The 24,660-nt window shown below is 72.8% G+C and carries 25 protein-coding genes, 1 pseudogene and 1 CRISPR repeat array; of the genes and pseudogenes, 11 read left to right on the top strand and 15 right to left on the bottom strand.

Translation table 11 applies throughout. The annotated features are described in order from the left end of the window. Positions 1 to 177: 177 nt before the first annotated feature. The gene (locus tag ACFVU9_RS23270) at positions 178 to 408 is read left to right on the top strand and encodes a hypothetical protein (protein WP_387596098.1); all 231 of its coding nucleotides are present in this window, start codon (positions 178 to 180) and stop codon (positions 406 to 408) included. Positions 409 to 430: 22 nt separating this feature from the next. Next, the gene (locus ACFVU9_RS23265) at positions 431 to 2,536 is read left to right on the top strand and encodes a glycoside hydrolase (RefSeq protein ID WP_387596095.1); all 2,106 of its coding nucleotides are present in this window, start codon (positions 431 to 433) and stop codon (positions 2,534 to 2,536) included. 66 nt (positions 2,537 to 2,602) lie between these two features. Here ACFVU9_RS23265 and ACFVU9_RS23260 read toward each other — a convergent pair whose 3' ends face one another. Both ACFVU9_RS23260 and ACFVU9_RS23255 read right to left on the bottom strand, forming a co-directional pair. After that, the gene (locus ACFVU9_RS23260) at positions 2,603 to 3,637 is read right to left on the bottom strand and encodes a sensor histidine kinase (RefSeq protein ID WP_387596092.1); all 1,035 of its coding nucleotides are present in this window, start codon (positions 3,635 to 3,637) and stop codon (positions 2,603 to 2,605) included. Beyond that, positions 3,630 to 4,346, bottom strand: coding sequence for a response regulator (locus tag ACFVU9_RS23255; RefSeq protein ID WP_387596089.1), 717 nt, complete (start codon positions 4,344 to 4,346; stop codon positions 3,630 to 3,632). Before ACFVU9_RS23255 ends, ACFVU9_RS23260 begins: the two co-directional genes overlap by 8 nt. A gap of 285 nt (positions 4,347 to 4,631) precedes the next feature. Between ACFVU9_RS23255 and ACFVU9_RS23250 the strand changes: the two genes are divergently transcribed. Continuing rightward, positions 4,632 to 5,708, top strand: a complete 1,077-nt coding sequence (locus tag ACFVU9_RS23250; protein WP_387596087.1) for a sphingomyelin phosphodiesterase — start codon at positions 4,632 to 4,634, stop codon at positions 5,706 to 5,708. Positions 5,709 to 5,836: 128 nt separating this feature from the next. Here the strand turns inward: ACFVU9_RS23250 and ACFVU9_RS23245 are convergent, their stop codons facing one another. From ACFVU9_RS23245 to ACFVU9_RS23235, 3 genes are all read right to left on the bottom strand, one after another. Next, positions 5,837 to 5,965, bottom strand: coding sequence for a hypothetical protein (locus ACFVU9_RS23245; RefSeq protein ID WP_387596084.1), 129 nt, complete (start codon positions 5,963 to 5,965; stop codon positions 5,837 to 5,839). A 201-nt stretch (positions 5,966 to 6,166) separates the two neighbouring features. Then, complete coding sequence (locus ACFVU9_RS23240; protein WP_387596081.1) at positions 6,167 to 8,557, bottom strand: ATP-binding protein; 2,391 nt, start codon at positions 8,555 to 8,557, stop codon at positions 6,167 to 6,169. A gap of 149 nt (positions 8,558 to 8,706) precedes the next feature. Continuing rightward, positions 8,707 to 9,126, bottom strand: coding sequence for an ACT domain-containing protein (locus ACFVU9_RS23235; protein WP_387596078.1), 420 nt, complete (start codon positions 9,124 to 9,126; stop codon positions 8,707 to 8,709). 125 nt (positions 9,127 to 9,251) lie between these two features. Between ACFVU9_RS23235 and ACFVU9_RS23230 the strand changes: the two genes are divergently transcribed. Both ACFVU9_RS23230 and ACFVU9_RS23225 read left to right on the top strand, forming a co-directional pair. Continuing rightward, entirely contained in the window at positions 9,252 to 10,457 is a 1,206-nt protein-coding gene (locus ACFVU9_RS23230) for an MFS transporter (RefSeq protein WP_387596076.1), read from the top strand. A 743-nt stretch (positions 10,458 to 11,200) separates the two neighbouring features. Then, positions 11,201 to 11,752: a Uma2 family endonuclease gene (locus ACFVU9_RS23225; protein ID WP_387596074.1), complete on the top strand. Its 552-nt coding sequence runs from the start codon at positions 11,201 to 11,203 to the stop codon at positions 11,750 to 11,752. A 354-nt stretch (positions 11,753 to 12,106) separates the two neighbouring features. Here ACFVU9_RS23225 and ACFVU9_RS23220 read toward each other — a convergent pair whose 3' ends face one another. Then, positions 12,107 to 13,084 (bottom strand): alpha/beta hydrolase, encoded by a 978-nt coding sequence (locus ACFVU9_RS23220; RefSeq protein WP_387596072.1) that lies wholly within the window; start codon positions 13,082 to 13,084, stop codon positions 12,107 to 12,109. Between the two features lie 537 nt (positions 13,085 to 13,621). On the opposite strand from ACFVU9_RS23220, the gene ACFVU9_RS23215 reads away from it, so the two are divergent. Continuing rightward, a complete protein-coding gene (locus ACFVU9_RS23215; protein WP_387596070.1) occupies positions 13,622 to 13,945 on the top strand; it encodes a hypothetical protein in 324 nt (107 codons plus the stop codon). A gap of 67 nt (positions 13,946 to 14,012) precedes the next feature. On the opposite strand, the gene ACFVU9_RS23210 is transcribed toward ACFVU9_RS23215, so the two are convergent. From ACFVU9_RS23210 to ACFVU9_RS23190, 5 genes are all read right to left on the bottom strand, one after another. Beyond that, positions 14,013 to 14,780 carry an ATP-grasp domain-containing protein gene (locus tag ACFVU9_RS23210; protein WP_387596159.1) on the bottom strand — a complete coding sequence of 256 codons (768 nt, stop codon included), beginning with the start codon at positions 14,778 to 14,780 and terminating at the stop codon, positions 14,013 to 14,015. Between the two features lie 333 nt (positions 14,781 to 15,113). Beyond that, positions 15,114 to 15,491: a peptidoglycan-binding protein gene (locus tag ACFVU9_RS23205; RefSeq protein ID WP_387596067.1), complete on the bottom strand. Its 378-nt coding sequence runs from the start codon at positions 15,489 to 15,491 to the stop codon at positions 15,114 to 15,116. A gap of 68 nt (positions 15,492 to 15,559) precedes the next feature. Further along, positions 15,560 to 16,759 (bottom strand): NAD(P)/FAD-dependent oxidoreductase, encoded by a 1,200-nt coding sequence (locus ACFVU9_RS23200; RefSeq protein ID WP_387596065.1) that lies wholly within the window; start codon positions 16,757 to 16,759, stop codon positions 15,560 to 15,562. Further along, positions 16,756 to 16,953, bottom strand: a complete 198-nt coding sequence (locus ACFVU9_RS23195; RefSeq protein ID WP_380440429.1) for a ferredoxin — start codon at positions 16,951 to 16,953, stop codon at positions 16,756 to 16,758. Before ACFVU9_RS23195 ends, ACFVU9_RS23200 begins: the two co-directional genes overlap by 4 nt. A 46-nt stretch (positions 16,954 to 16,999) precedes the next feature. Continuing rightward, positions 17,000 to 18,199, bottom strand: coding sequence for a cytochrome P450 (locus ACFVU9_RS23190; protein WP_387596062.1), 1,200 nt, complete (start codon positions 18,197 to 18,199; stop codon positions 17,000 to 17,002). 285 nt (positions 18,200 to 18,484) lie between these two features. Here ACFVU9_RS23190 and ACFVU9_RS23185 point away from each other — a divergent pair, with 285 nt between their 5' ends. Beyond that, entirely contained in the window at positions 18,485 to 19,057 is a 573-nt protein-coding gene (locus ACFVU9_RS23185; RefSeq protein WP_387596059.1) for a MarR family winged helix-turn-helix transcriptional regulator, read from the top strand. Here ACFVU9_RS23185 and ACFVU9_RS23180 read toward each other — a convergent pair. Both ACFVU9_RS23180 and ACFVU9_RS23175 read right to left on the bottom strand, forming a co-directional pair. After that, positions 19,033 to 19,404, bottom strand: coding sequence for a hypothetical protein (locus tag ACFVU9_RS23180; RefSeq protein ID WP_387596056.1), 372 nt, complete (start codon positions 19,402 to 19,404; stop codon positions 19,033 to 19,035). The genes ACFVU9_RS23185 and ACFVU9_RS23180 overlap by 25 nt on opposite strands. Before the next feature lie 242 nt (positions 19,405 to 19,646). Next, the gene (locus ACFVU9_RS23175) at positions 19,647 to 19,820 is read right to left on the bottom strand and encodes an HD domain-containing protein (RefSeq protein ID WP_387596156.1); all 174 of its coding nucleotides are present in this window, start codon (positions 19,818 to 19,820) and stop codon (positions 19,647 to 19,649) included. Positions 19,821 to 20,103: 283 nt separating this feature from the next. Next, a CRISPR array of direct repeats spans positions 20,104 to 21,040; the repeat unit is 28 nt; unit sequence GTCGGCCCCGCGCTCGCGGGGGTTGCTC. A 4-nt stretch (positions 21,041 to 21,044) separates the two neighbouring features. Here ACFVU9_RS23175 and ACFVU9_RS23170 point away from each other — a divergent pair. After that, a pseudogene (locus ACFVU9_RS23170) lies at positions 21,045 to 21,545 on the top strand (transposase); the annotation flags it as partial. A 38-nt stretch (positions 21,546 to 21,583) separates the two neighbouring features. Then, positions 21,584 to 22,129, top strand: coding sequence for an HD domain-containing protein (locus tag ACFVU9_RS23165; RefSeq protein ID WP_387596053.1), 546 nt, complete (start codon positions 21,584 to 21,586; stop codon positions 22,127 to 22,129). On the opposite strand, the gene ACFVU9_RS23160 is transcribed toward ACFVU9_RS23165, so the two are convergent. After that, positions 22,130 to 22,600, bottom strand: a complete 471-nt coding sequence (locus ACFVU9_RS23160; RefSeq protein ID WP_387596050.1) for an NUDIX domain-containing protein — start codon at positions 22,598 to 22,600, stop codon at positions 22,130 to 22,132. Next, on the bottom strand, positions 22,597 to 23,346 hold the full coding sequence (locus ACFVU9_RS23155) for an XRE family transcriptional regulator (protein WP_387596047.1): 750 nt from the start codon (positions 23,344 to 23,346) through the stop codon (positions 22,597 to 22,599). The genes ACFVU9_RS23160 and ACFVU9_RS23155 overlap by 4 nt, the downstream gene beginning before the upstream one ends. Positions 23,347 to 23,527: 181 nt before the next feature. Between ACFVU9_RS23155 and ACFVU9_RS23150 the strand changes: the two genes are divergently transcribed. Both ACFVU9_RS23150 and queC read left to right on the top strand, forming a co-directional pair. After that, entirely contained in the window at positions 23,528 to 23,803 is a 276-nt protein-coding gene (locus ACFVU9_RS23150; RefSeq protein ID WP_387596044.1) for a hypothetical protein, read from the top strand. A gap of 138 nt (positions 23,804 to 23,941) precedes the next feature. Next, on the top strand, positions 23,942 to 24,652 hold the full coding sequence (gene queC / locus ACFVU9_RS23145; RefSeq protein WP_387596041.1) for a 7-cyano-7-deazaguanine synthase QueC: 711 nt from the start codon (positions 23,942 to 23,944) through the stop codon (positions 24,650 to 24,652). Positions 24,653 to 24,660 lie beyond the last annotated feature (8 nt).

Below are 24,660 nucleotides of genomic sequence, written 5' to 3'. Positions count from 1 at the left end.
CGAAACTCGAAAGCCGAGAACCGAGAACCGACAGTCGGAAGACGGGGCCAGGCCCCAGGAGAGGACGTTCCCATGTCACCGGCCCGTTCCCGCACGTTCCCACCGCCCGGCCGCCCGGTGCGGCGCCACCCCGTGCGACACCGTCCCGTGCGACGCCGCCTCGCCCCGATCGTGGCCGTGGGCGCGGTCGCCGCGGTCCTGTCCCAGGTCCAGCCCCCGCCGGCGCAGGCCGCCGCCCGCGCGGACGGGCACCGGCCGGTCGTCTTCGTCCACGGGTGGAGCGGCAACCCGTCGACGTTCGACGACATGAAGAAGTACTTCCGCAGCGCCCTCGCTGAACATCCCGGCGTCATAGCGGTGGTGGTTCGTCAGCGGCCCCAGTGGCAGCGGTTCTTAAAGACCTCTTAGGAAAACTCCGTATCACTGTGTCATGCACACAGGCACTCATGCGTCACCCCTCGCGCGCCCCGCCCGCCGCCACGTCCCGCGTTCCGTCCTCGTCCTGGCGGTGGCCACCGCGCTGCTCTCCGGAACCGCGGCGAGCGCCGTCACCGACGGCTCCGCCCAGCGGGTGCGGATCCACGGCGGGCGCGTCGACGTGCCCGTCCGCGGCGGCACGGCCACCATCGACACCGCCACCCTGCGGACCGAGGCCCGCACCGGCGACGGGCGGGTGGTCCTGCTCTCCGCTGCCGCCGCCTCCGGGCTGGGCCGGGCGAGTGCCCCGGCCAGGACGGCGGACGGCGCCGGCTGGTCGTACCCGGAGGCGGGCCTGCGGGCCGACGTGCGCGCCGACCACGGCCGGTTGCTGGTCACCCTCACCGCCACCGGCGCCGACACGTCGGTGCGCTGGCCGGTGACCGCCGCCGATCCGGCCGCCGGCGCGATCCAGTTCCCGCGCGGCGAGGGGCTGTCCGTGCCCGTCGACGACCCGTTCTGGAACTCCCCCGACGGCGCGCTCGTCGGCGAGGCGCAGGAGCTGGACTCCCAGCTGTCCATGCCCGTGTGGGGCTACACGCTGCGCACCGGCCGGGCCGGCGCCGGCTACATCGTCCCCACCGACATCGGCACGTCGCTGACGTTCGCCTCCCAGGACGGGCGGCTGCGGGCCACCGCCGAGCACGGGTTCGCCGCCGGGAACGGCACCGGTGCGTACACCGTGGCCCTCTCCCTCACCGACGGCTCCCCGGTGGCCCCGGCCGCGGACTACCGCGACTGGCTCGCCGAGCACGGGCAACTCGGCAGCCTGGCCGAGAAGATCCGGAAGAACCCGCAGACCGCGAAGCTGCTCGGCGCCTTCCACGCCTACGCCTGGGGCGGCGCCCGCCGGCCCGCCTACCTCGACAAGCTCAAGGCGCTCGGCGTCTCCCGGCTCTGGCTCGGCTACGACTCGGACGACGCCCCGATGACCGGCGCCGACGTCAGGGCCGCCGAGGCCGACGGCTACCTCGCCGGCCCGTACGACTCCTTCGCCGACGGCCAGCAGAAGACCGAGGACTCCTCCCCCAACACCGTGTGGCCGGACGACGTCTACCCCCGCTTCTGCGTCGTCAGGGCCGACGGGACGCCGCAGCCCGGCTTCCGCAACAAGGGCTGCTACCTGAGCTCCCAGGCCTTCGAGCAGGCCGAGCCGCAGCACCACTACCTCGCCGCCCGCACCCGCTCGCTGGTCGCCAACGGAGCCGGCAGCTACTTCCTGGACGTGGACGCGGCGGGCGAGCTCTTCCAGGACCACGACCCCGGCCACGCGATGACCATGGCCGAGGACCGCGCCAACCGCCTCGCCCGGATGCGGCGCCTGACGGACGGCTCCTACGACACCGCCGCGCGGCCGCTGGTGCTCGGCTCGGAATCGGCCGGCTCCTGGGCCAACCAGGTGCTGGCCTTCGACCACGGCGCGGCGACCCCGGTGGACGGACGGCTGTGGGCCATGGAGACCGGGCACTTCGACAACCGGCCGCAGGACCCCAAGGACGACGCCGCCTGGGGCGGCTACATGCCCGAAGGGGCCGCCGCCACCTTCTTCAAGCCGGTGCGCACCGCGGACTTCAAGCCCGAGCACCAGGCCCGGGTGGCCGCCGCCCTCAAGGCGATGTACGACCCGCGCTACCGGGTGCCGCTGTACGAGACGGCGCTGCACGGTTCGCTGGTCAACGCCGAACGGTGGGAGCTGCCCTTCGGGAAGCTGCCGGAGCAGAAGACCACGCGCGCGCTGCTGGCCGTGCTCTCCAACACCCCGCTCAACTTCGTGCTCAGCGACAAGGACCCGCGCGACGCGCAGAACCTGCGCGAACTGGCCGCCCTGCAGCAGTACTTCGCCCCGCTGCACCAGGCGGCCGGCACCGAGCCGCTGACCTCCTTCCGCTGGCTGACCGAGGACCACCTGGTGCAGCGGACCGTCTTCGGCGACGGCACGCTGACCGTCACCGCCAACTTCGGCACCACGGCCCACGACGGCCTGCCGGGCGGCTGCGTGGACGCCGCCCTGCGCGGGCGGCCGGGCAGCCAGCTGTGCCCGGCCGACGTCGTCTCCTGACGGCAGGACGGCAGGACGGGGGGACGGCAGGACGGGGGGACGGCAGGACGGGGGGACGGCGGGCGCTCACGCGCCGCGGCGTTCCCCCGGGAGCGGGATGGCGGCCCGCACGGTGGTGCCGCACCCGGCGCCGTCGGAGGTGAGGGAGAACGTCCCGCCGTACGCCTCGCACCGCCAGCGCATCCCCTCCACCCCGTACCCCGGTCCGGGCGTCGGGGAGGTGTGCGCGAGGCCGCGCCCGTCGTCGGTGACGGACAGCACGACGTGATGGTGACGGTACGCCAGGGACACCCGCACCCGTTCCGCGTCCGCGTGCTTGACCACGTTGCCGAGGGCCTCCTGCACGACGCGGTAGGCGGCCAGGCACGCCCCCTCGTCCGCCGCCGGCGCCGCCCCGAGCCGCTCGCCCTGGACGTCGACGTCCACGATCAGGCCGTTCTCGGCCGCCACCCGCGCGGCCAGCGAGCGGACCGTCTCGGCCAGGCCCAGTCCGCGCAGGGCCACCGGGTGGAGGGTGGCGACGATGCTGCGGAGCACGGCGGCCAGTTCGTCGAGCCGGCCCACGGCCGTCCGGGCGGAGCGCCGCAGCGCCTGCGGGTCCTCCTCGGCGAGGGCCGCGTCGAGCTGGCGGCGGGTGAGGGCCAGGAGCTGGAGCACCTCGTCGTGGAGCTCCCCGGCGATGAGCCCCGCGTAGTGCTCCTGCCGGCCGATCAGGGCCCGGGCCCGGCCCTGGCCGAGCAGCGTCCTCGCCTCGGGCCAGGCCCGTACCGCGTACACCGCCGCCGCCGGCAGGAGGACCAGCGCCGGGTACGCCGCCTCGGCGTGGAACAGCCGGCCGGCGGCCAGGGCGGCGAACCCGCAGGCCACCATGGTCAGCAGCACGCGGACCTTCGGCAGCGCGCGGACCATGACCGCCAGGGCGCCGGTGGCCGAGGCGACGGCGAGGGCGGCGACGGGCCGCACGGGCAGCGGTTCCTGCGTGAGGGCGTCCGCCGCGTAGGCGACCGCACCGAGGAGCGCCAGCGCCAGGCACAGGTTGCGCACGGGGCCGAGGACGTGCGGCCGGTGGATCGCCGGGCGCCCGCGGGGGCCGCTACCCACGGGCCCCAGGGGACCCGTGGGACCCCGGCGGCCCGTCGAGCAGGCCGCTGCGCCGGGCGTGGGCGACGAGGTCGGCCCGGGTGACCAGGCCGAGCCGGTTGCGCAGCGCGGCCCGCAGGCTCTCCACGGTGCGCACGCTCAGCGTCAGGTGTGCGGCGACCTCGCGGTTGGTGTGGCCGTCGGCCAGCAGCGCCAGCACCTGCCCCTCGCGCGGGCTCAACGCCCGCGGGGACACCGGGGCATGTGCCGTGTCCGCCCCGAGCGGGGGCTGGACGTACCTGCCGCCGGCGGCCACCGTGCGTGCGGCCAGGAGCAGTTCGGGGACGGACGTGCTCTTCGACAGGTAGCCCGACGCCCCCGCGGCCAGGGCCCCGCGCACGAGCGCCGCGTCCTCGTACATGCTGTGCACGAGGATCCCCGTCCTCGGGGCGGCCGCGCGCAGTTCGGGAATGGCCGACTGCACCGGGCCGGACGCCAGCACCATGTCCAGGACGAGGAGGTCGGGCCGGCGCGTCCGCACGAGGTCGATCGCCTCGGGTCCGGCCGCGGCCTCCCCGACCACGACGAATCCCTCGGGTTCCAGGAGCGCCCGGGTGCCGGCTCGCACGGTCAGGTGGTCGTCGACCAGGACGACGGTCACGGGGGAGGTCGCGGGGGTGTTCACGGGGGCGGTCGCGGGGACGGTCATCAACCGGCTTTTCGTGGACATCGCATGGGAATACCGGCTCCTTTGTGCAGGGACGGAACGCCTTCCACCCTCCGATACGCGGCAACCACTGTCAACCATTCCCGCGAACGGTTGCCGGAAGGTTGCGCCACGAACTCATGGCGGGGCGGAACCTGCACACTGCGGGAAATCCGCAAGAACACTGCGGCATTTCCCGGATGTGCTCGCGGGCGGGGCGCTGGGATTCTCGCAGTGTCCGGCTCCCGCCCCGGATGTCACCGGCGGGACCACCAAGTACACCGGATCCGAACCGAATTGGAGAAGCACGTGGCCCTCGACCTTCCCCGCCTCCCCCGTCTCCCCCGCGCGGCCCTCGTGGTCACCGGGACGGCGGCGCTGCTGTCCCCGGCGGCCGTGGGCACGGCGGCGGCCGCGGAGAGCGCAGCCCCGTCCCTGAGCGTCATGGCGTTCAACGTGGAGCAGCTGCCCTCCATCACCGAGCTCGCCGGCACCCCGGGCAGCGACCGCCGCGCGGAGCGGCGCGAGGCCGCCGCCGTGGTCATCAAGCGGGAGAACGCCGACGTCGTCGTGCTGGACGAGGCGTTCAACAAGTACGCCCAGGCGATGCGCGCCATGGAGCTGAAGGAGGTCTACCCGTACCAGACGAGCCTGGTCGGCGAATACTGCAGCGGCTCCGGCCGGTGGACGAGTTACGAGGGGAATTGCAGCAACTCGCCGTTCGTGGTCAACGGAGGCGTGACGCTCCTCAGCAAGTACCCGATCCTGGAGTCCCACCAGCTCGTGTACCGGAACTCCGACTCCAAGACCTCCGACTACAAGTCCAACAAGGGCGCGGCGCTCGCGCGCCTGTCGGTGAACGGGCAGTCGGTGTGGGTCGCGGGGACCCACCTCCAGGCCGACGAGGAGGGGAGCAGCCCGGTCGGGAACACGCGCAAGGTCCGTCTCGAACAGCTCAAGGAGCTGCGGGCCTGGGCCTCGGACAAGGCCGGGGGCGCACCCGTCGTGGTCGCGGGCGACTTCAACGTCGAGTACTACACCACGGACCCGAAGAACGGTCACGCGCCCGGGACGGGCGTCAGCGGTGAGGTCGCGAAGGCGAACGAGGCGCTCGGCGGGGTCCTCGCGACGCCGGGCACCACCGGCTACACCTACGACATGGTCGACAACCCGCGCGCCGGGCTGCGCGACGACAAGGACAACGGCTACGCCAAGTACCGCAACCGGCTGGACTACATCGGCTACATCAAGGGGACGGGCACCCAGCCCTCCTTCTCCGACGAGCGGATCGTCGGCTACGACGGGCTCCGCAAGGGCGGCGACCCCCTGGCCGAGATCCCCTCCGACCACCAGCCGATCGTCTCCCGCGTGACCGTCGGCCGCTGAACGGCCACCGCCCCGATCGCCGACGGACGGCGGCCGTTCCCCCGGGCTTCGTTTCCCGACGTCCCGAAGCGCGGAGAACGGCCGCGTCACATGCCGCCGGATCCTGCGGCAGGGTGGCCGAGGGTCGGTCAGCGCGTGGTCCACGGGTGCCAGGACGCGGCGTCGCCGCCCCGCTGCCAGATGGTCCCGTACGTCGACCGGCCGACCCCGCCCTCGGTGGCGATCCACGAGTAGTCGGAGTTCGAGTCCGCGACCAAGACGGGTTCGGTTCGCGTTGCCGTCTCCTTTCTCGATGTTTCTCGATGTGCGGAATCCCCCCGGGAAGAACGGATCTGATTCCCGATCGGAATCGATGCGATCCGCTGGGGCGACACGGCACATCCTTCGGAATCCGTTCCCCTGCCGCCAGAAGCAGACATGCCAACACCCCGCAAGATCCTGCTGGGCGCCCGCCCGGCTCAGGCGTGCGGTCCGGAGGCGTCGAGGGTGGCGAGCAGGTCGCGGGCGCGGGCGGTTTCGGGGGCGTCGAGGTCCTCGAAGACGGCGAGTGCCCGCTGGAGGTGTGCGCGGGCGGTGCGGGAGCGGCCGGTGGCGTGCAGGCAGCGGGCGAGGCCGAAGAGGGCTCCGGCCTCGGCGTGGACGTCGCCCGCGGCGAGGGCGGTGTCGAGGGCTTCCTGGAGCACGCCGGCGGCCCGGTCGTACTGGTGGAGGGCCTCGTGCACCTCGGCGATGTTGTGCAGGGCCAGGCCCAGGCCGTTGGGGTCCTCGTCCTCGCGGTGCATGGCCAGTTTCCGCAGCAGGTAGGCGAGCGACTCCTCGGGCCGGCCGAGCTCCCACAGGCAGATCGCGATGCTGTTGAGGACCGCGGCCTCCCGTTTGCGGTCGCCGGCGCGGGTGGCGGCGTCGAGGCCCTGGAGGGCGTGGCCGAGGCCGGCCTCCAGGTCGCCCGCCTCGGCGGCGGCGCGGGCGAGGTTGCTCAGGGTGGCCGCCTCGCCGCTCACGTCGCCGAGGACGCGCCGCACCTGGAGGGCGCGGGTGAGGTGGGCGGCGGCGTGGTCGGGCCGGCCGAGGGCGGCCAGGCAGATGCCCAGGTTGTTGCGCACCCAGGCCTCGCCGGCCAGGTGGCCGGTGGCGAGGGCGGCCTCCAGTGCCAGTTCGTGGATGTGCTCGTGCTCCCGCCACTGGCAGCGCAGGTGCAGGTAGGTCGACAGCGCGGTCGCCAGGCGCCAGGCGAGGTCGCCGCCGCCCGGCACCCCGGCGACCGGCGGTGCGGCGGCCTTTTCGGCGAGTGCGGCGGCCTTCTCGGCGGCGGCCAGCAGGTTGGCGTGCTCGGCGTCGCACCAGGCCATGGCGTCGGCGCTGCCCTCGAAGGCCGGGGGCGAGGCGGCGGCGAGGGCGGGATCCGGCGCCAGGGCGTAGCGGGAGGGCACGATCCGGTCGGCGGCGGTGTCGGCGCCGGCCAGGTACCACGCGAGGACGCGGCCGGTGGCGGCGCGTTCCTCGTCCCGGTCCGGGCGGGCGCATCCGGCGGCGTAGGCGTGGAGGAGGTCGTGCAGGGCGTAGCGTCCGGGGGTCTTCTGCTGGAGCAGGTGTTCGTCCTGGAGCCGTTCCAGCAGCAGTTCGGTTCCGGGTTCGTCGAGGCCGGCCAGGGCCGCCGCGGCCCCGGGGGTGAAGTCCTGGCCGGGGTTGAGCGGTAGGAGGCGGAACAGGCGCTGCGCGGCCGGGGGCAGGCCCTCGTAGGAGAGGTCGAAGACGCCGCGCAGTGATTGTCGTGAGGTGGCGACGGAGTCGACGCCGTGGGTGTGCAGTTTGCTCAGCAGGTAGGCGAGGGTCCAGGTGGGGCGCGAGCGCAGGCGGGCGGCGGTGAGCGAGACCGCGAGGGGCAGGTGGCCGCAGGCGGCGACGATCGCGGCGGCCGCTTCGGGTTCGGCCGCGGTGCGTTCGGGTCCGGCGATGCGGGCGAACAGGGCGAGGGCCTCGGCGGGGTCGAACACGTCGAGCCGGGTCGCGGTGGCGCCGTCGAGGCCGAGCAGGCTGCGGCGGCTGGTGACGACGACCAGGCTGGACGGGCAGGCCGGGATGAGCGGGCGGACCTGGTCCTCGTCGGCGGCGTTGTCCAGGACGATCAGCGCGGCCCGGCCGTCGAGGCGGTCGCGGAACATGGCCGCGCGGGCGTCGAGGCCGTCGGGGATGCGCTGGGCGGGCACCTCCAGGTGGCGCAGGAAGGCGTCCAGGACGGCCGCCGGATCGGCCGGGGGCAGTTCGGGGTCGAATCCGCGCAGGTTGACGTAGAGCTGCATGTCCCGGTAGCGGCCGGCGCGGACCAGCTCGTGGGCGGCGTGGACGGCCAGTTGGGTCTTGCCGACCCCGGCCATGCCCTCGATCGCCGAGATCACGACGGTCGTCGCGGCGTTGCCGCCGGGGCCGGCCGCCGCGAGCAGGGCGGCGAGTTCGCGTCCGCGCCCGGTGAACGTGGCGAGGTCGGCGGGCAGTTGGCGGAAGACCCCGGCGGTGCCGCCGGTCTTGGCCCCGGCGTGCACCCTGATGCAGGCCGCCCGCCAGCGTTCCGTGCCGGCCTCGTCGACGCCCAGGGCGCGGACGATGCCCACCAGCAGGTCGAGGTCGAGGCGGCGGCGCCCGGCTTTGAAGGCGTCGACGACCGTGGTCGCCGAGACCGTCCGCGCGGGCCGCAGCAGCGGCCCCACCCGGCCGGCCAGCAACCGGTAGGACGGCTGTCCGGCCCAGGCCCGCAACTCGCCGAGCAGGCCGATGAGTTCGGCGAGGTCCTCCGCCCGGCCCGGATCCGGCGCCCCTGCCCCTGCCCCTGCCCCTGCCCCGCGATTTTCCACCAGCGCTGCACCCCCCGGTGACGTCCCCTGTCGCTGTCCGGACAAGCGTACGGGCGCACGCCCCGTGGAGGACGCGGTGATCACACAACTCGCGGACGGGGCCGGGGTGCGGTCGTCGGCGAGCGCGCGACGGCCGACCGAGACGGCGGTCAGCCGACGGCGTGCCCGGCCGCGCGCAGGGCGGCCGTCGCGGCGGCGAGGCGGGCTGCGGGGACCAGGACGAGGTCGGCGTGGAAGGTGGAGGCGGTGAAGACCGGGATCCCGGCCGCCGCCAGCGGGGTCAGCAGCGCCGCCAGCATCCCGGGCACGTCGAGCCCGTGGGCGGTCTGCCCGCCGTAGAACGCGGCCCAGCGCTCCGCGCCCTCGCCCTCGCCCTCGGCCTCGGCCTCGGCCTCGGCCCCAGCGTCGGCGTCGGCGGCGGCGGCGGCGGGCCGGACGACGGTCAGGCCCTCGGGGGCGCGGACCAGGGCGAGCCAGTCGCCGCCGGGCACCGGGGCGCCGGGGCCGTGCTGCTCGACGACGAACTCGCCGGGACGGATGGTGAGTTGCTGCGGTACGGCTGCGTTCACCGGGCCAGCGTAGGCCCCGCCGCAGCCATGATCAACCGCGGGCGGCCGCGGCGCGGCGTACGGCCGGTCGGCGCAGCGCGGAGCCGCCGGCCGGGGGCCGGGCCGGGTGGCGTGCCTATCGTGGCGTGGTGACCGATCATCGGGCCGTCCGGCCTGCTGCCGCCCGGGCGGGCTACCTGCCGGCCGCTTTCGCGTTCGCCGTGGCCATGGCCGGGACCACCCTGCCCACGCCCCTGTACGGGCTGTACCGGGAGCGGATCGGCTTCTCGGAGCTGACGGTGACGGTCGTGTTCGCCGTCTACGCCTTCGGTGTCATCGGCGTCCTGCTGCTGGTCGGCAACGTCTCGGACACCGTAGGGCGCCGGCCCGTCCTGCTGTGCGGGCTGGGCTTCGCGGCCTGCAGCGCCGTCGTGTTCCTGGCCGCGGACAGCGTGGCGCTGCTCTGCCTCGGGCGGCTGCTGTCGGGGCTGTCGGCGGGCCTGTTCACCGGCACGGCCACCGCGTACGTGCTGGAGCTCGCCCCGGCGCGGCACCGGGGACGCGCGGGCTTCGCCGCGACCGCCGCCAACATGGGCGGGCTCGGCTGCGGCCCCCTGCTGTCGGGGCTGCTGTCGCAGTACGCGCCCCGGCCCCTGGTGCTGCCGTTCGTGGTGCACCTGGTGCTGCTCGCCGCTTCGTTCGCCCTCGTGCTGACGCTGCCGGAGACCGTCGCCGGCACCCGGCCGCTGCGCACCGCCCGGCCCCAGCGGGCCGAGCTGACGCCGGAGGTCCGGCGGGTGTTCGTCCCGGCCGGGCTCGCGGCGTTCGCCGGGTTCTCCCTGCTGGGGGTGTTCACGTCGGTCAGCCCCGCCTTCCTCGCCGAGGCGCTGGACGTCCACGACCGGGCCGTCGTCGGACTCGTCGTCTTCGCGGCCTTCCTCGCCTCCACGCTCGGCCAGCTCCTCGTCCCCCGCCTGGGCACCGCGCGGGCCATCCCGCTGGGCTGCCTGGTGCTGATCGCCGGGCTGGCGCTGCTGGCGGGCTCGCTCGCGTGGGCCGTCCTGGCCCTGCTGGTGCTCGCCGCGCTGGTGGGCGGCGCCGGCCAGGGCATGGGGCTGCGCGGCGCGGTGGGCGAGGTCGCCGCCGCGAGCCCCGCCGAGCACCGCGGCGGCGCGCTCTCGGCGCTGTTCGTCGTCGCCTACTTCGGCATCTCGGTCCCCGTCATCGGCGTCGGCCTGCTCACCGGGCCGCTCGGCCTGGCCCATGCCGGCCTGGTCTTCGCCGCCTGCATGGCCCTGCTGGCCGCCGCCTCCGGCGCCTACCTGCTGCACCGGGCGGACGCCGGGGCCTGAGCGCCCGTCACCGGCCCAGGTGGACAGCCAGCGACTCGATCGTGCGCCGGCGCATGGTCATCATCGCCACGGACGAACCGTCCGCGAAGTGGAGCCGGAAGCGCGCCATCGCCTGCGTCCTCGGCCGGCGCTCGGCCCGTGCCACCCGGGCCCGGGGCGCGGCCCAGAGCAGGCGGCCGGGCTTGCGGAGGTCCGGGCCCGCCTCGACGAAGGCGACCCGGCGGTCGGTGACCGTCAGCAGCCCGGCCTTCCCCAGGGCCGTCCCGGTGGGGAAGGCCGCCGCCAGGCTCCCCCCTCCCCGGCGACCGCGCCGATGCGCGCGAGCGCCGAGCCGAACGGGACCGGGTCGGCTCCGAGCGCGCCAACCCCAGCTACGGGGACCACCTTCGCCACGTCCAGCAAGGCCTCGCCCGGCCCCAGCAGCGGCTCCACGGCCCCGCGGTAACGGTTGATCGTCTTCTCGGTCACCCCGGCAGGGCAACGGCCCGGGGCACAGCCGAGTCAGCATCACCGCCGAGACCACCCGGGAGAAGCACGGCCGCATCGGCGCACCCTGGAATCGACGTGGAGATCGTCGGCCTCATGGCCCGTCAGCTCACCGGCGAGAGCACCCCGACGTGACACGGAACCTGAGCCACCAAAGTCAAGGACGAAACGCCCAGTCAGAACTTTGAAACGCCCTGTCCTCTGCCTGCCCTGGCAGCAGCGGTTGTAAGATATCCGAGACATCCTAGGAGGACTCCTTGAGTATCGACCCGCGCCATCTCGAGATGATCGAGGAAGTCCGTCGCACGATCCCGTCGGACTGGAAGGTCGAATTTTCTGGCGACACCGTCATCATGCAGGCGTCGCCCACCGACATTCACCAGCGGAATCTCGCCATTGTGCAGCGCCAGTTCGAACGTCACGCCCCGGACGGTTACCTATTCAGCAACAACACAGATCTTTACTCCCCCCAGGTCTCGAAACTACGCAACCCCGATCTGACCTATCTGCCTGACGACGCCATGACCACGGGCAAAAACACCACCCCCTCGGAGCTGGCGCTGATCGCCGTTGAGATCGTCTCCCCGTCGAACCCCGAGAACGACTGGACCGGCAAGCTCCGTGACTACCCGCTCATGGGAATCCCGCTCTACCTGGTCGTGGATGCAAAGCAGAAGACTGCCACACTCTTCCAAGAAATCGACGGCGATCGCTACCGAATGCGGGAGGATGCCGACTTCGGTCAGCCGATCCACGTCCCCAAGCCCTTCAGCTTCTCCCTCGACACCTCCAACCTGCTTCCCTACTAAGCCTCTTTCACCCTGAGTTTTGGGTCTGTACAAAGAAGGGTCCTGTCACATAATCGGCCAGGGCGCAGACCGGGGTCAGCCAGTCGTCGCCGGGCACCGGGCACCGGGCACCAAGGCGGCGGCACTCGACGAAGAATTCACCGAAGCGGATGGCGAGTTGTTACGGGTCGGCTGCGTTCACCGGGCCAGCCCACGGCCTCACCTCAGACGCCGGCACGGCCGGTCGACACAGTGCGTGGATGTGGGCGTGGGCCGAACCGGGAAGGACGTACCGATGACGGGGCTCGCCGCACTCCCCTGCCTCGGGCGCCAGGCAGGGGAGTCGCAATGTCGCAGCACGGGCCTGATCTCCCGTTACTGGCCACCAGCGGTGGCCAGGGTGTGCCCCAGCAGGGACAACGCGTCGGGCAGCACCCGCCGCCAGAAGCCGTCCGTGTGCAGGCCGTCGGGGAAGTGCGCCTCGCGGGCGCGGGCCTGACGGGCGACCTCGCGGGCGGCGGGGCAGAACGGGTCCTCCTGGCCGCACCACACGCCGAGGGCGCCGGTCTGCATCCCGTCGAGGCGCAGCGCCGGCTCGTGGGCCTGCCAGTCCGTCTCGTCGGCGTAGCCGCCGGTGGTGCGGGCGTCCGCCCAGGTGCGGAAGACGGCCGGGCTGAGCAGCGCGACGGCGTCGAGGTTGCGGCCGGCGTGCGTGCGGCCGATCGCGTACTGCAGGGCGCCGGAGCCGCCCATCGAGATGCCCATCGCGGCGCGCGGCGTGGGCAGTTGGCGGGCGTGCAGCCAGCCCGGGAGTTCCTCGCGGAGCATCGTCTGCGGGTCGTCGCCGTCGCCGGGGGCGTGCTGGTGCCAGTACGTGGCGTCCCCGCCGTCCACCGCGACGACGGCGAAGGGCGGCACGCCGGCCTTGACCGCGGCCGCCAGGAACTGCGGCAGGCCCAGGGTCACCATGCCCTGGGCGTCGTTCCCGCGCCCGTGCAGCAGCACGCACACCGGCAGGTTGGTGCTCGCCGTGGCGCCGGGCGGGAGCATGGTCACCATCGTGACGTTCCGGCCGCGCGCCGCCGAGCGGACCTGCTCGACGTGCACCGCTCCCGGCGCCGCGTCGGGCACGGTGCCGTCCGTGCCGGTCATGCCCAGCGCCTTCTTCAGCGCCACCCCGCCGGGCAGCCACCCGGCGAGCATCCCGCCCGCGGCACCGGCCCCCAGCAGGGCCCCGCCGCCCGCGACGCCGGCCCCGATCCGCAGCAGGCGCCGCCGGGACACCGCGGGGCCGGCGGGCTGCGCCGGGGGCTGCTCGGGCTGCCCGGTGGCGCTGTCGGTGTGCGTGCTCATGTCTGCTGGCCTTTCGCCGTGCGGTCGTTCGGGTGCGGCCACGGTCGGCGCGCGGCGGTCCACGGCAGCGACATGAACACGTTTCCCCCGGTCAGGCCGGTTCGGGCGACCGGCCACCGTAGGTGACGAGGGATCGGACCGCGCGGTTCCGGCCTTCGGTTACGCGGTCGGCGGCGACCTTGTCCCTCAGGAATTCAACATTCCACGGAAAGGCAGGTCTGGGGAATTTTCCCCGTATGCGCGACTATCGACCTGAATAGCTTTTCCGGGACCGGCACAAGAGCGATCCAGCGCAGCATCCCCCCAGGTCAAGGTCATTATGATGCTATGTCACTTACCTGTCATTCAGTCCGGAAAAGTGTCTCTTGCGGCACGTCTGTCCGTCAATTACAGCTGGTCGGACGCATTTTGACGGAAGGCTTGCCCACCGTTGCCCCCGCTGTTTCAATGCTGGATGTCGATGCGGGCGGTCCCGTCGCGCTCGACGGCCGACAGCGTAATTTTCCCGGCGCCATCCACCGCACAAGGGAGAACCACATGCGCACAGTTCGAGCTGCCCTGATGGCCGGAGCGATGCTCGCGGCAACGGTGGCGATCGCGGCCCCGGCCCAGGCGTCCTCCCGCTGCAGCCCGATGAACGGCTACGGCGAGCAGATCTGCGTCGACGGCGTGTCCTACAACCGTGCGGAGGACGTCTCCACGGTCTTCTTCACGCTCCGCGGGCCCTGGACCGACTACCGGGTCTACATGAACGGTACGTCCGACCTCTACTACCCCGGCTCGCACGCGTTCGGCATCAACGGCCACCTGAACACCAGCGTATGTGTGTCCGAGTCGACGTACGGGTGGGAGTGTGTCTGAGCCGACCGGCGGGTTCGCCGGAATCCGCCACTGAGGGAGGGGCCGGGGCGACGTCTCCCGGCCCTTCTCACTGCCCTGGGTAATCCGGGTACTCCGGGTGCCGCACGAAGCGCAGGTCCTGCGGCCGCACCCGCTCGCGCGGTCCCGCCGCGCGCAGCACCACGTCCAGCACACGTGCCGGATCGGCGGCGTACGCGTGCGAGAACCACGCCATGTTCGCCTCCACCACGGCCCAGCGGTGGCCCGGGCGGTAGGGGTCGAGGAGCTGTCCGACGTCCAGGACGACGGCGCTCGGCAGGGTGGGGCCGGCCACGGCGACCAGTCGGGCGACGAACTCGGCGATCTCCGTGGCGGCGGGGTCGCCGTCGAGCGGTCGCGGGTCGAGGCGGCCGAACACCGCGTACCGGCTCGCCGTGGCGATCCGCCCGTCCAGCAGGAACAGCCGGTACTCGGCCGCGAACGTCACCACCTCGGAGAGCAGCACCGGTGTCGCGGGGTCCAGGCCGGCGGGCAGGCGGGAGCCGTCGGCGTAGACGTCCGCCGGGAAGGACTTGTCCCGCGGCGGCTTGACGAAGGTCGGCCGGTCGAGCGCCCACGCGTCCGCGAGGGTTGCCGCCCTGACGTCCCGGCGGGTGAACTCCGCCGGCAGCTCGGCGAGCCAGTCGTCGGCCGGTTCGAGCAGCGCGAACCCGAGCCGCTCCGCCAGCCGCGCACCCGCGAGCGGCCCGCCGTACCAGTGCACCGGACCCGCAACCGGTCCCGCGTCTTGGCCCGCCTCCTCCGCCGCCAGGACCCGCATCCCCCGGCCGGCCGCCTCGGCGGCCAGCAGCTCCATCGTCGACGTCCGCCGCCCCGGCATGACCAGCACCGCACCCCTCCTCCACTCCGCGAAGCCGCCAGGCTAGTGCCACCGCCCCCGCGGCCGCAGCCGGGTATCGGGCAGGACGGGCGTCGGCGGACCGGGACGAGAGACGGCCGGGGAAAGTCGGGTCGGCGCGTTCACCAGCGTGGGATTCGATAGCTCGCGCCAACTAACGGTAGCCGCATGACCGTTGGGCCGGTAGGCCGCGTCGCGGCAGGACCGCTCCCCCGGTGCGGGCCCCGCCCTGCCCGGAGGCGGGGCGGGGCCCATCGGCGCCCGATGCTTACCAGGGCCGGGCGGCGGGTGTCACTTGAGGGTGGGCAGGTACGGGTAGCAGCCGTAGGCGTCCTTGGTGGCCGTGATCATGGCGTCGCCGGTCCGCGGGCCGACGACGCCGTCCTGGTCCAGGCTCGCCCACTTCTGGATGGCCCTGACCGCCCCGTCGGTGTCGGGGCCGAACGAGCCGTCCACGTCGATCGTGTGGTAACCGGTCTGGTAGTGCAGGGAGTTGGAGATCTGCTGGACGCACTTGACGCTGGCGTACGTGTTGCTCTTGCCGTAACCGACCCACAGCGAGCCGGAGTTGGGCACGGCCTGGGCGGTGCCGCCCATGACGCCGGCGGTGACGAGGGCGGTGGTCGCGAACAGGAACGCGCCGCGCCGCCTGATGGAGGTGTTGCTCAAGGGAACCCCAAGAATTGGAATACGAATGATCATCAGACCCCGGACTATACGCGCCCCCTACGGCCGGGTCAGGCCTGGTCGGGGGGCCAGGGGCCGTGGGCGGCGACCTGGGCGCGCAGGCCGCGCAGGGCCTTGGCGGCGGCGATGCCGACCGCGCCCACGACCCGTCCGTCGCGGACGCAGGCGGCGGCGAAGCGGTGCTCGGCCACGGTGCCGTCGACGAGTTCGAAGCGGTCGGCGGCGCCGGGGCGGCCGAAGGCCTGGATCCGCAGGCCGTACTGGTCGGTCCACAGGTACGGGACCGGGGTGTAGGCCTGGCGGGTGCCGTCCGGGCCGGCCAGGAGGTTGCGGGCGGCGTGCAGGGCCTGTTCGGTGGCGTTGGTGCGCTGCTCCAGGCGCCGGTGGCGGCCGGTGTGCGGGTCGGGCCAGGCCGCGGCGTCGCCGGCGGCCCACACGCCGTCGCCCGCGGCGCAGTAGGCGTCGCAGAGCACGCCGTCGGCCAGGGCGAGGCCGCTGCCGGCCAGCCAGCCGGTGGCGGGTTCGGAGCCGACGGCCATCAGGACGCTGTCGGCCGCGAGGTCGGTGCCGTCGGCGAGGCGGACGCCGGTGGCGCGCCCGCCGCGCTCAAGGACCCGGGTGGCCGTGCCGACGTGGATCCGCACGCCGTGTTCGCGGTGCAGGCCGGCCAGCAGGGCGGCGGTCTCGGTGCCGAGGACGCCGGCCAGCGGGGTGGGGGTGGAGACCAGCCAGGTGACCTCGGCGCCGAGGGCGACGGCGGTGGCCGCCGCCTCGGCGCCGAGCAGTCCGCCACCGACCACCAGCAGCCGGCCGCCGGTGCGCAGGTCCTCGCGCAGGGCGAGGGCGTCGGCGAGGGTGCGCAGCACGTGGGCGCCGGCCAGCGGGGTCTCGGCGCCGGGCAGGCGGCGCGGGCGGACCCCGGTGGCGATGACGACGGCGTCGCAGGGCACCTCGTGGCCGTCGGCGAGGCGGACGGTGCGGGCCCGGCGGTCCAGGGCGGCGGCGGCCACGCCCAGGCGCAGGTCGAGCCGGAGCTCGGCCAGCGCGTGGGGCTCGCGCAGGGTGAGGCGCTCGGGCTGCCACTGGCCGGAGAGCAGGTGCTTGGACAGCGGCGGCCGGTCGTAGGGCGGCGCGTCCTCGGCGCCGACGAGGGTGAGGCGGCCGTCGTAGCCGGCCCGGCGCAGCGCTTCGGCGGTGTGCAGTCCGGCGGCGCCGGCTCCGACGACGGCGATCCGCCGCAGTGCGGTCACGCGAGTTCCAGGCGGATCGCGGCGGCGGGGCAGACGTCGGCGGCGTCCTTGACGGCCTGGTGGAGGTCCGCGGGCGGGCGGGCGTCGAGCAGGACGACGATGCCGTCCTCGTCGCGCTGGTCGAAGACGTCGGGGGCGGCGAGGACGCAGCTTCCGGCGCCGCAGCACTTGTCCTGGTCGATGGTGACGAGCACGGGTTTTCCCTTCGGGGTGGGTGAACTGGTATGGGGGCTGGGGGTGTTACCAGGTGACGGGCAGTGCGTGGAGGCCGTAGACGAGCATCTCGCCGCGGAAGGGGACGTCCTCGAAGGGGACCGCCAGGCGCAGTCCGGGCAGGCGGCGCAGGACGGTGTCGAGGGCGATCTGGAGTTCCAGGCGGGCGAGGGGCTGGCCGAGGCACTGGTGGGTGCCGAAGCCGAAGGCGAGGTGGCGGCGGGCGTCGCGGGTGAGGTCGAGCTCGTCGCCGCCGGGGAACTGCGCGGCGTCCCGGTTGGCGGTGCTGACCATGCAGATGACGCCTTCGCCGGCCCGGATCGTCACGCCGCCGACCTCGACGTCCTCGGTGGCGACGCGGGTCAGGCCGGAGTGGACGATGGTCAGGTAGCGCAGCAGTTCCTCGACCGCGCCGGGGACGGACTCGGGGTGGGCGCGCAGGTGGTCGAGCTGGGCGGGGTTGCGCAGCAGGGCGAGGACGGACAGGGCGGTCATGTTCGCGGTGGTCTCGTGCCCGGCGATCAGGAGGAGGCGGCCCATCGCGCCGATCTCCTCGGTGGTGAGCTCGCCGCGCTCGGCCAGGCGGCTGAGGATGCCGTCGTCGGGTGCGGTGCGCTTGGTCTCGGTGAGGGCGACCAGGTAGTCGGCCAGGCGCTTCTGGGCGGCGTCGACGTCCTCGGGCGCGGAGTCGCGGCGCAGCAGGACGCGGCTGCACTCCTGGAAGAAGGCGTGGTCCTCGTAGGGGACGCCGAGGAGCAGGCAGATGACGAGGGAGGGCAGGGGCAGGGCGAAGTCGCTGACGAGGTCGGCCTCGGTGCGGCCGGCGGTCATGTCGTCGAGGAGGCGGTCGGCGATGCGCTGGATCTCGGGGCGCAGCGCCTCGACCTTCTTGATCATGAATTCGCCGGTGAGCATCCGGCGCTGGTGGGCGTGTTCGGGGTCGTCCATCCGGATGAAGGTGACCTGGCCGGCGCCCAGCTGCCGGGCGCCGGCGCTGATGAAGGGGAAGCCGGGGCGGGTGGCGTCGGAGCTGAAGCGGGGGTCGGCGAGGACGGCCTTGATGTCGTCGTAGCGGGTGAGGAACCAGCTGGGGGTGCCGTCCCACAGGGAGACGCGGCTGATCGGCTCCTCCTGCTGGGCCTGCTGGTAGGCGGGGGGCGGGGCGAAGGGGCAGGCGCCGCGGGCGGCGGGGTGGGTGAAGCGGGGGGTGGGTGCGGCCGTGGCCATGGGGGGCTCCCTTCCCGGAGCTTGGTGTGCCGGCGGCTGGTGGGGGCGTGGCGGGGTGGCGGGGTGGCGCGGCGGGGTGGTGCAGCGGGGTGGTGCAGCGGCCCCCGGGTTCATTGCGTGCCTTAAGCAACTAACTCATCGTCACGCTAACTCGCGGTCCGTGGCGGCGAAAGGCCCCGCCGGGTGGCGAACGAATCTGTCCGAAATCCGGTCAGAGGCCCGCACCGGCACCGCACGACCGCCACACCACCGCCGCGACCCGCACCGGATCGCTAAGGTTCCTGCATGTCGGACGCCGAAGACCCCGTAGACGAACGGACCACCACCTCGGACCTGGAGGCCGTACTGGCCAGTCTGGCCTACCTCCTGACGCGTTCACAGCAGCACGAACGCCAGATGGCCCGGGCCGGCATCACCGCCGCCCGCTCGGACATCTACCTGCTGCGCGCGCTCGCCGAAGCCGAGGGCGCCAGCCGGGTCACCGACCTCGCCCACCGCCTCATGGTCAAGTCCTCCCACGTCACCCGGCAGATCGACCGCCTCCAGGGCCAGCGGCTGGTGGCCCGCACCCAGGACGCGACGGACCGCCGGGCCCGCCAGGTCGAACTCACCCCCGAGGGACACGCCGTGCTCGACCGGCTGAAACAGGCCAACATCACCGGACTGGCCGGCGCACTGGACGGCATCCCCGACCCGGACGTCGCCGCCACCGTCAGCGTGCTACGCCACCTGATCGACCGGTACGTCCAGCGGGCGCGCGCCACCATGCACACCGAGGACGGCCCGCCCGCCCTCCCCGGGCAGGCGCAGGAGAGCGCCGGGGCGGGCCGGGTTCAGGCGCCGAGGACCATCAGGTAGAGAATGACGTGGTCCGGGTGCCGGACCACGTCGACGACGAGGACGGCCGGCAGGACGAGGTGGGCGTAGAGGGCCCCCGTCGTCGCGCACCGCACCAGGCGGAGGGCGGGCCGGGGCACGGTCGCCGCCGTCCACCGGCGGTACCCCCGGCGGCGTCCGAGCAGGACGCCGAGGCCGAATCCGGCCAGGGCGCCGGCCGAGGCCAGGAACACGAGGGACGCGCCGGTGCGTGCGTCCCGAACGATGGCCAGGAGGCGCAGGTCGACCGCCAGTGTGAGACCGCCGTACAGCCACGCCTGGAAGAGGTCGCCGTCCGTGACCCGTGCCGCGCGCCGGATCCACCGCATGTCGCCAGGATGCCGGTTCGCACGGCCGTGCGACAGGTGATCTGACGAATGGTCACCGAGTCGCAACCACAGGGAGCCGGACCCGGGCGCACGTGCCAGCCATGGGGTCGGGATGCCCCACCTGGACCAGTGCCAGAACCGGAGCCAGGACCTGACCCCGCTGATCTGCGGCGAGGGATCGATCGCCGACCCCGGTGCCGCGCACCGATACATCAACTGCGGCTTCATCCTCGCCGACCGCATCAAGGTACTGGAACACCAGGGGTGGCTTTGCCGCAGCCATGAATCCCACACAGCCAGGCGAACAGGCATCGCCCCTTACCCTGACCGCCCACAAGGGCGTCCGGACCCAACCGTGTCACCGGCGGTAGGTAGCGGTCCCAGACGATCTCCGCGACCGCGGCAGTGTCCAGCATGTGCGACAGCAGCAGGTTGGCAGTGCCGCCGGCCTGCCCGGCGGATTTGCCCCACAAGACACCGAGCCAACCCCTGACCTGTGGTGGATACCGCCGCCAGCGGTCATCGACCATCGTCCGACCTCCCATGCAAGATAGGATTCAGGAGCGCAGGGCGCGAGGCTGACAACTCGGCCAGCAGCAAAGAGAGATGAGACAATTCTCTGCTTCCTCGAGAAGCTGACAGCCAATCGAGATAACTCAGAACGCACCGGCTAAGGCAGATCACCGCAGGTCAGCAAGTGTCGGCCCCGCGCTCCGGGGGTTGCTCTCGTTCTCCGGCGGGCACGACTTCGCGCTGGAGTCGGCCCCGCGCTCGCGGGGGTTGCTCCGTCCAGTCGGTGCAGGTACGGGTGTCCAGCAAGTCGGCCCCGCGCTCGCGGGGGTTGCTCCACCTGCGGTCCTGTGGCGGCGCTCCTCTTGGAGTCGGCCCCGCGCTCGCGGGGGTTGCTCCCGGCGCAGGCGCTTGGGGGTGACACCCGGCGGGTCGGCCCCGCGCTCGCGGGGGTTGCTCCGAGGGCATGGGCGTCGACATGGCGTGGCGCATGTCGGCCCTGCGCTCGCGGGGGTTGCTCCCGGTTGAACCGAGCTCGGGAGCCCGCGAATGGGTCGGCCCCGCGCTCGCGGGGGTTGCTCCGTCCAGGGGCCCGATGCCGAGTACTGGCTGACGTCGGCCCCGCGCTCGCGGAGGTTGCTCCGACGGTGACGACCGGGGGTTACGGCCGGTAGGGTCGGCCCCGCGCTCGCGGAGGTTGCTCCGACGGTGACGACCGGGGGTTACGGCCGGTAGGGTCGGCCCCGCGCTCGCGGGGGTTGCTCTGGCTCTCGCCATCACCGGGACTCCCTCCCAGTGTCGGCCCCGCGCTCGCGGGGGTTGCTCGACGGCCGGCGATTTCCAGGCCAGCATGCAGAAGTCGGCCCCGCGCTCGCGGGGGTTGCTCCGTGGTGACCTCGTGGCCACGGGCAAGGGCTTCGTCGGCCCCGCGCTCGCGGGGGTTGCTCGGAGTTGTTGACAGTGCGCGGGGTCAGGTGTCGGTCCCGCGCTCGTGGGGCCGACTCGCGCAGGAACGGGGCGAGGGGCTGGGTCTTGGAGCAATCCCCGCGCGTGCGGGGCCGACGCTTCTTTCATGTTCAGCTTTCGGGCGGCCTGGGAGCAATCCCCGCGCGTGCTGCGCCACCGCCTAGCTGCGCCACCTGTTTCCGTACCTGCCCACGCAGTCGGGCTACAACTGGCGACTGCGCAAGGCCGCCGACCTGATCGCCCGGGGCAATCGCTTCCTCGCAGGGGATACCTTGCTGTGGGCCGACACCGTGTGGGTCGTCGACTCCGGGCGGTGGAATGCGGTCGCGCACCGGAGACGGCCCAGCGATCCGACCTGGCTGGCTGGGCCGAGTACGGCTACTGCGCCAGCCACTCCCTGTTCTTCTGGGGCCTGCGTCTGCACCCGGGTTGCACCCTGCACGGCCTGCCCGTCCGCCTTCGCGCTGACCGGCGCGAAGGCGGACGAACGCGAGACCGTGCTCGGCATGCTCGGCGACGAGCCCCACCTCGCCGGCTCCCGGCCTGGGCAGATCCTGATCAGCGACCGGCAATACTACGGCCGCGCCTTCGAACACGAGCTCGCACGGTGGGGAGTGCGGCTGCTGCGGCCGGCCCGCAAGGGCGAGCCCTTGCGGGCCGGATCCGCTCAATTACGGGACAGCCCAGCCCTTAGCCTAGAGCGATGCACCTGAGCCTCGCGTACCAGACCGCCGAATCGCTGCTCGCGAGCATTCCCTCGCGTTGGGCGCATTCGTGCCGGGTCCTTGAGCAGGCCCGGCTTCTCGCTCCGGTGCTCGGCGCGGACGCCGATCTGGTCGCTGTCGCCGCGATCCTCCACGATGTCGGCTATGCCGCCTCCGTGGTCGACACGGGGCAGCACATGATCGACGGCGCGCGCTATCTGAGCCACCTCGGTGTCGATCCGATGGTCTGCTCGCTCGTCGCCTACCACTCCTCGTCGGAATGGGAAGTGGCCGAACTGGCCTTGTCGGCCGAGCTGGCGGTCTTCCGCCGGCCGCCGTCGGAGCTGCTGGACGCGATCACCTACTGCGACGTCACCAGCGGCCCCGACGGCACCGTCGTCGAACCCGTGTCCAGGCTCGACGAAGTGCTTCGGCGGTACGACGCGGACGACGTCGTCCACCGCGCGGTGTCAGCGGCCCGGCCCGCCTTCCTGGCCATGGTCGACCGCGTGGCCAAGCGCCTCGCCGAAGCCGGCTGCGCCTGATCAGCCGAGGTAGGGGGCCGCTTCCTCCCGGAAACCGTGAGCGAGGCGGAGCCTGGTCGTCGGGGCGATGTCCAGCGCCTCCAGTTCCTCGCGCGGTACCCACCGGACCTCGAAGGACTCGGAGCTGGCGCTCAGTTCACCTCCGACCGGCCTCGCCCGGAAGCACAGGGAGAACTCCTGACGGACCTCCCCGTCGGAGAACTCGATCACGTGCCCCGGGTCGCTGTAGGTGCCGACGAGGCCGGTGACCTCGACCTCGATGCCCGTCTCCTCAAGTACCTCGCGAACGACGGCACCTGGGAGATTCTCGCCGATCTCGAGGCCCCCGCCCGGCATCCCCCACCGGCCGTTGTCGGAGCGCCTTTCGAGAAGCAGCTCGCCGCGGTCGTTCACCACGAAGGCGGTGACGGCGGGGACGATCCGCTGGGCCTTCGGGGCACCCGGGTCGTCGAAGTAGTCGGTACGGCTCACGATGCCTGCCTCGGTAGGGGAACGGCACTCGCCCAGACCTTCTCGAAGCTGTGCTGGTAGGTCAAGACGAGCTGGGCGCCGGCGACGCGCCTCAGGTGGAGCACCGGGGTCAACGGGGCACTCACGCCATAGATCTGGGTATTGACGAGCATCTCGTCGTCGAACCTGTACAGGGAGTTGTGCAGTGTGGAGCGGTGGGATCGGAAGTCGATGCCGGGCGTGCCGTAGAGCGGGCGGTAGAGCTTAATGACCTCGCGTACCTTGTACGCGACGCCTTCGCCGATTTCCTCTTCCTCGCCCCGGCGCGCGACCTCGGCACTGTCCGGGTCGCCCAGCAGCAGACGGACGCGAACCCCCGCTCGCGCCCGTTCGACGAGCGTTCGGTGCCACCGCGGGTTCTCCGCAAGGTGGACGCCCGCATGGACAAGGACGCCGATCTCGACCGTGGCGCGCTCGGCGAGCTGGAGCCACAGCTCTGGCGGGACGGAGGAGCGGTGCGGGTAGAGGTGGACGATCTCGGCGTCCGACTCGTCCCGGCGTTGCGTCTCAGGCTTCGCGTCCGGCCAGAGATAGTCCTCGTCGATCTGCAACCTGGCCGCTGCAGCCTGCCGATGACGCCGGTACGGTTCGCGGTTCTTGAGGATCCAGCGTTCCACCGTCTTGGCGTCCACGTCGCAGTGCTCAGCCAGCTCCTTCTCCGTAACGCCTCGGATGACGAGAGCCGATCGGAGACGTTCGTTCGCCATTGCGCTCCCGAGTAGGACGTCTTGGGACGTACTGAGGCCTCAGGACGATACAGAGGACGTCCCGAGACGTCCAGCTCGGGTCTGATCATGTCCCCTTTCTGCAAGGCATTCTGAGCTCCCATCCGCTCACCCGGCTCTTCCGGACGAGCGGAATTCACCTGCGCATCCGCGGAGACTGACCATGAAGTCGCCCTCTCTCAGTGGCACGGCCGTCGCACGGCGCGAAGCTCGCGAGGAGATCAGCGGCCTGCATTCGGGCAATGGTTCGCAGCACCGGCGGGCGCGCCTCTCCAACCGCTTGGGGGCCGCGATCGAAGCGGGCTGGCTGGCCGGGAACCTCCTGGGCCTGACGTTGCTGGGCCTGCTCATCGACCACCAGTTGGACAGGTCCGAGGAACCCACCGTGGTCCTCGCCCCGGGCGCCCCGGACGCCTCGTTCACGGGAACGACCGCGTAGCCGAGCAACCGCACCCGTACACACCTTCGCGCCTTGTCAGATCTGCCGGCTGTTCGAGAAGACCGGCTGCGTCCTGGCCAAGCCGCACGAACTCACTCCGCCCTCCGTACTGGAGGACTACGAGAAAGATGTATGGAGATGACTGTACAAGCGCCCCCGCGTCACGCGGTGGTGATCGCCTCTGGTGGGCTGGACAGCACCACCGTGGCCTACTGGCTCGCCAGCGGCGGCAGCCGACTCACGCTGCTCTCCTTCGACTACGGCCAGCGGCACCGGAAGGAGCTCGACTTCGCGGTGCTGATCGCGGACCGTCTCGGGGCCCGCCACGAGGTGGTGGACCTGAGCGGGCTCGGCCGCCTGCTGTCAGGCTCGGCACTCACGGACGCCACCATCGCGGTGCCGGACGGCCACTACACCGCGGAGGGCATGCGCAGCACGGTGGTGCCGAACCGGAACGCGATCATGTTGTCGGTCGCGTTGGGTGTGGCGGTCGCCTCGGGTGCGGACGCGGTGGCGTTCGGTGCCCACGCCGGCGACCACTCCGTCTATCCGGACTGCCGCGCCGAGTTCTTCGACCGCTTCGCCGAGGTGGCCCGGGTCGGGAACGAGGGGTTCATCCCCGAGGACTTCCAGTTGCTGGCGCCGTTCATCGGTCAGACGAAGGCCGACATCGTGAGGGTCGGCGAGCAGGTCGGTGTGCCGTTCGCGGAGACCTGGTCCTGCTACCGCGGCGGCGCGCTGCACTGCGGGACGTGTGGGACGTGCACCGAGCGGATTGAGGCGTTCGAGCTGGCCGGCGTCGATGATCCGACCGTGTACGCCGCCGCGTCGTCGGGAGTGGCCCGATGAGCGGGCTC

It is taken from the genome of Kitasatospora sp. NPDC057936, from assembly GCF_042887525.1.
Taxonomy (GTDB): Bacteria; Actinomycetota; Actinomycetes; order Streptomycetales; family Streptomycetaceae; genus Kitasatospora.
The sequence above is the reverse complement of the archived record's forward strand: the minus strand, read 5'-3'. Positions and strand labels throughout refer to the sequence as shown.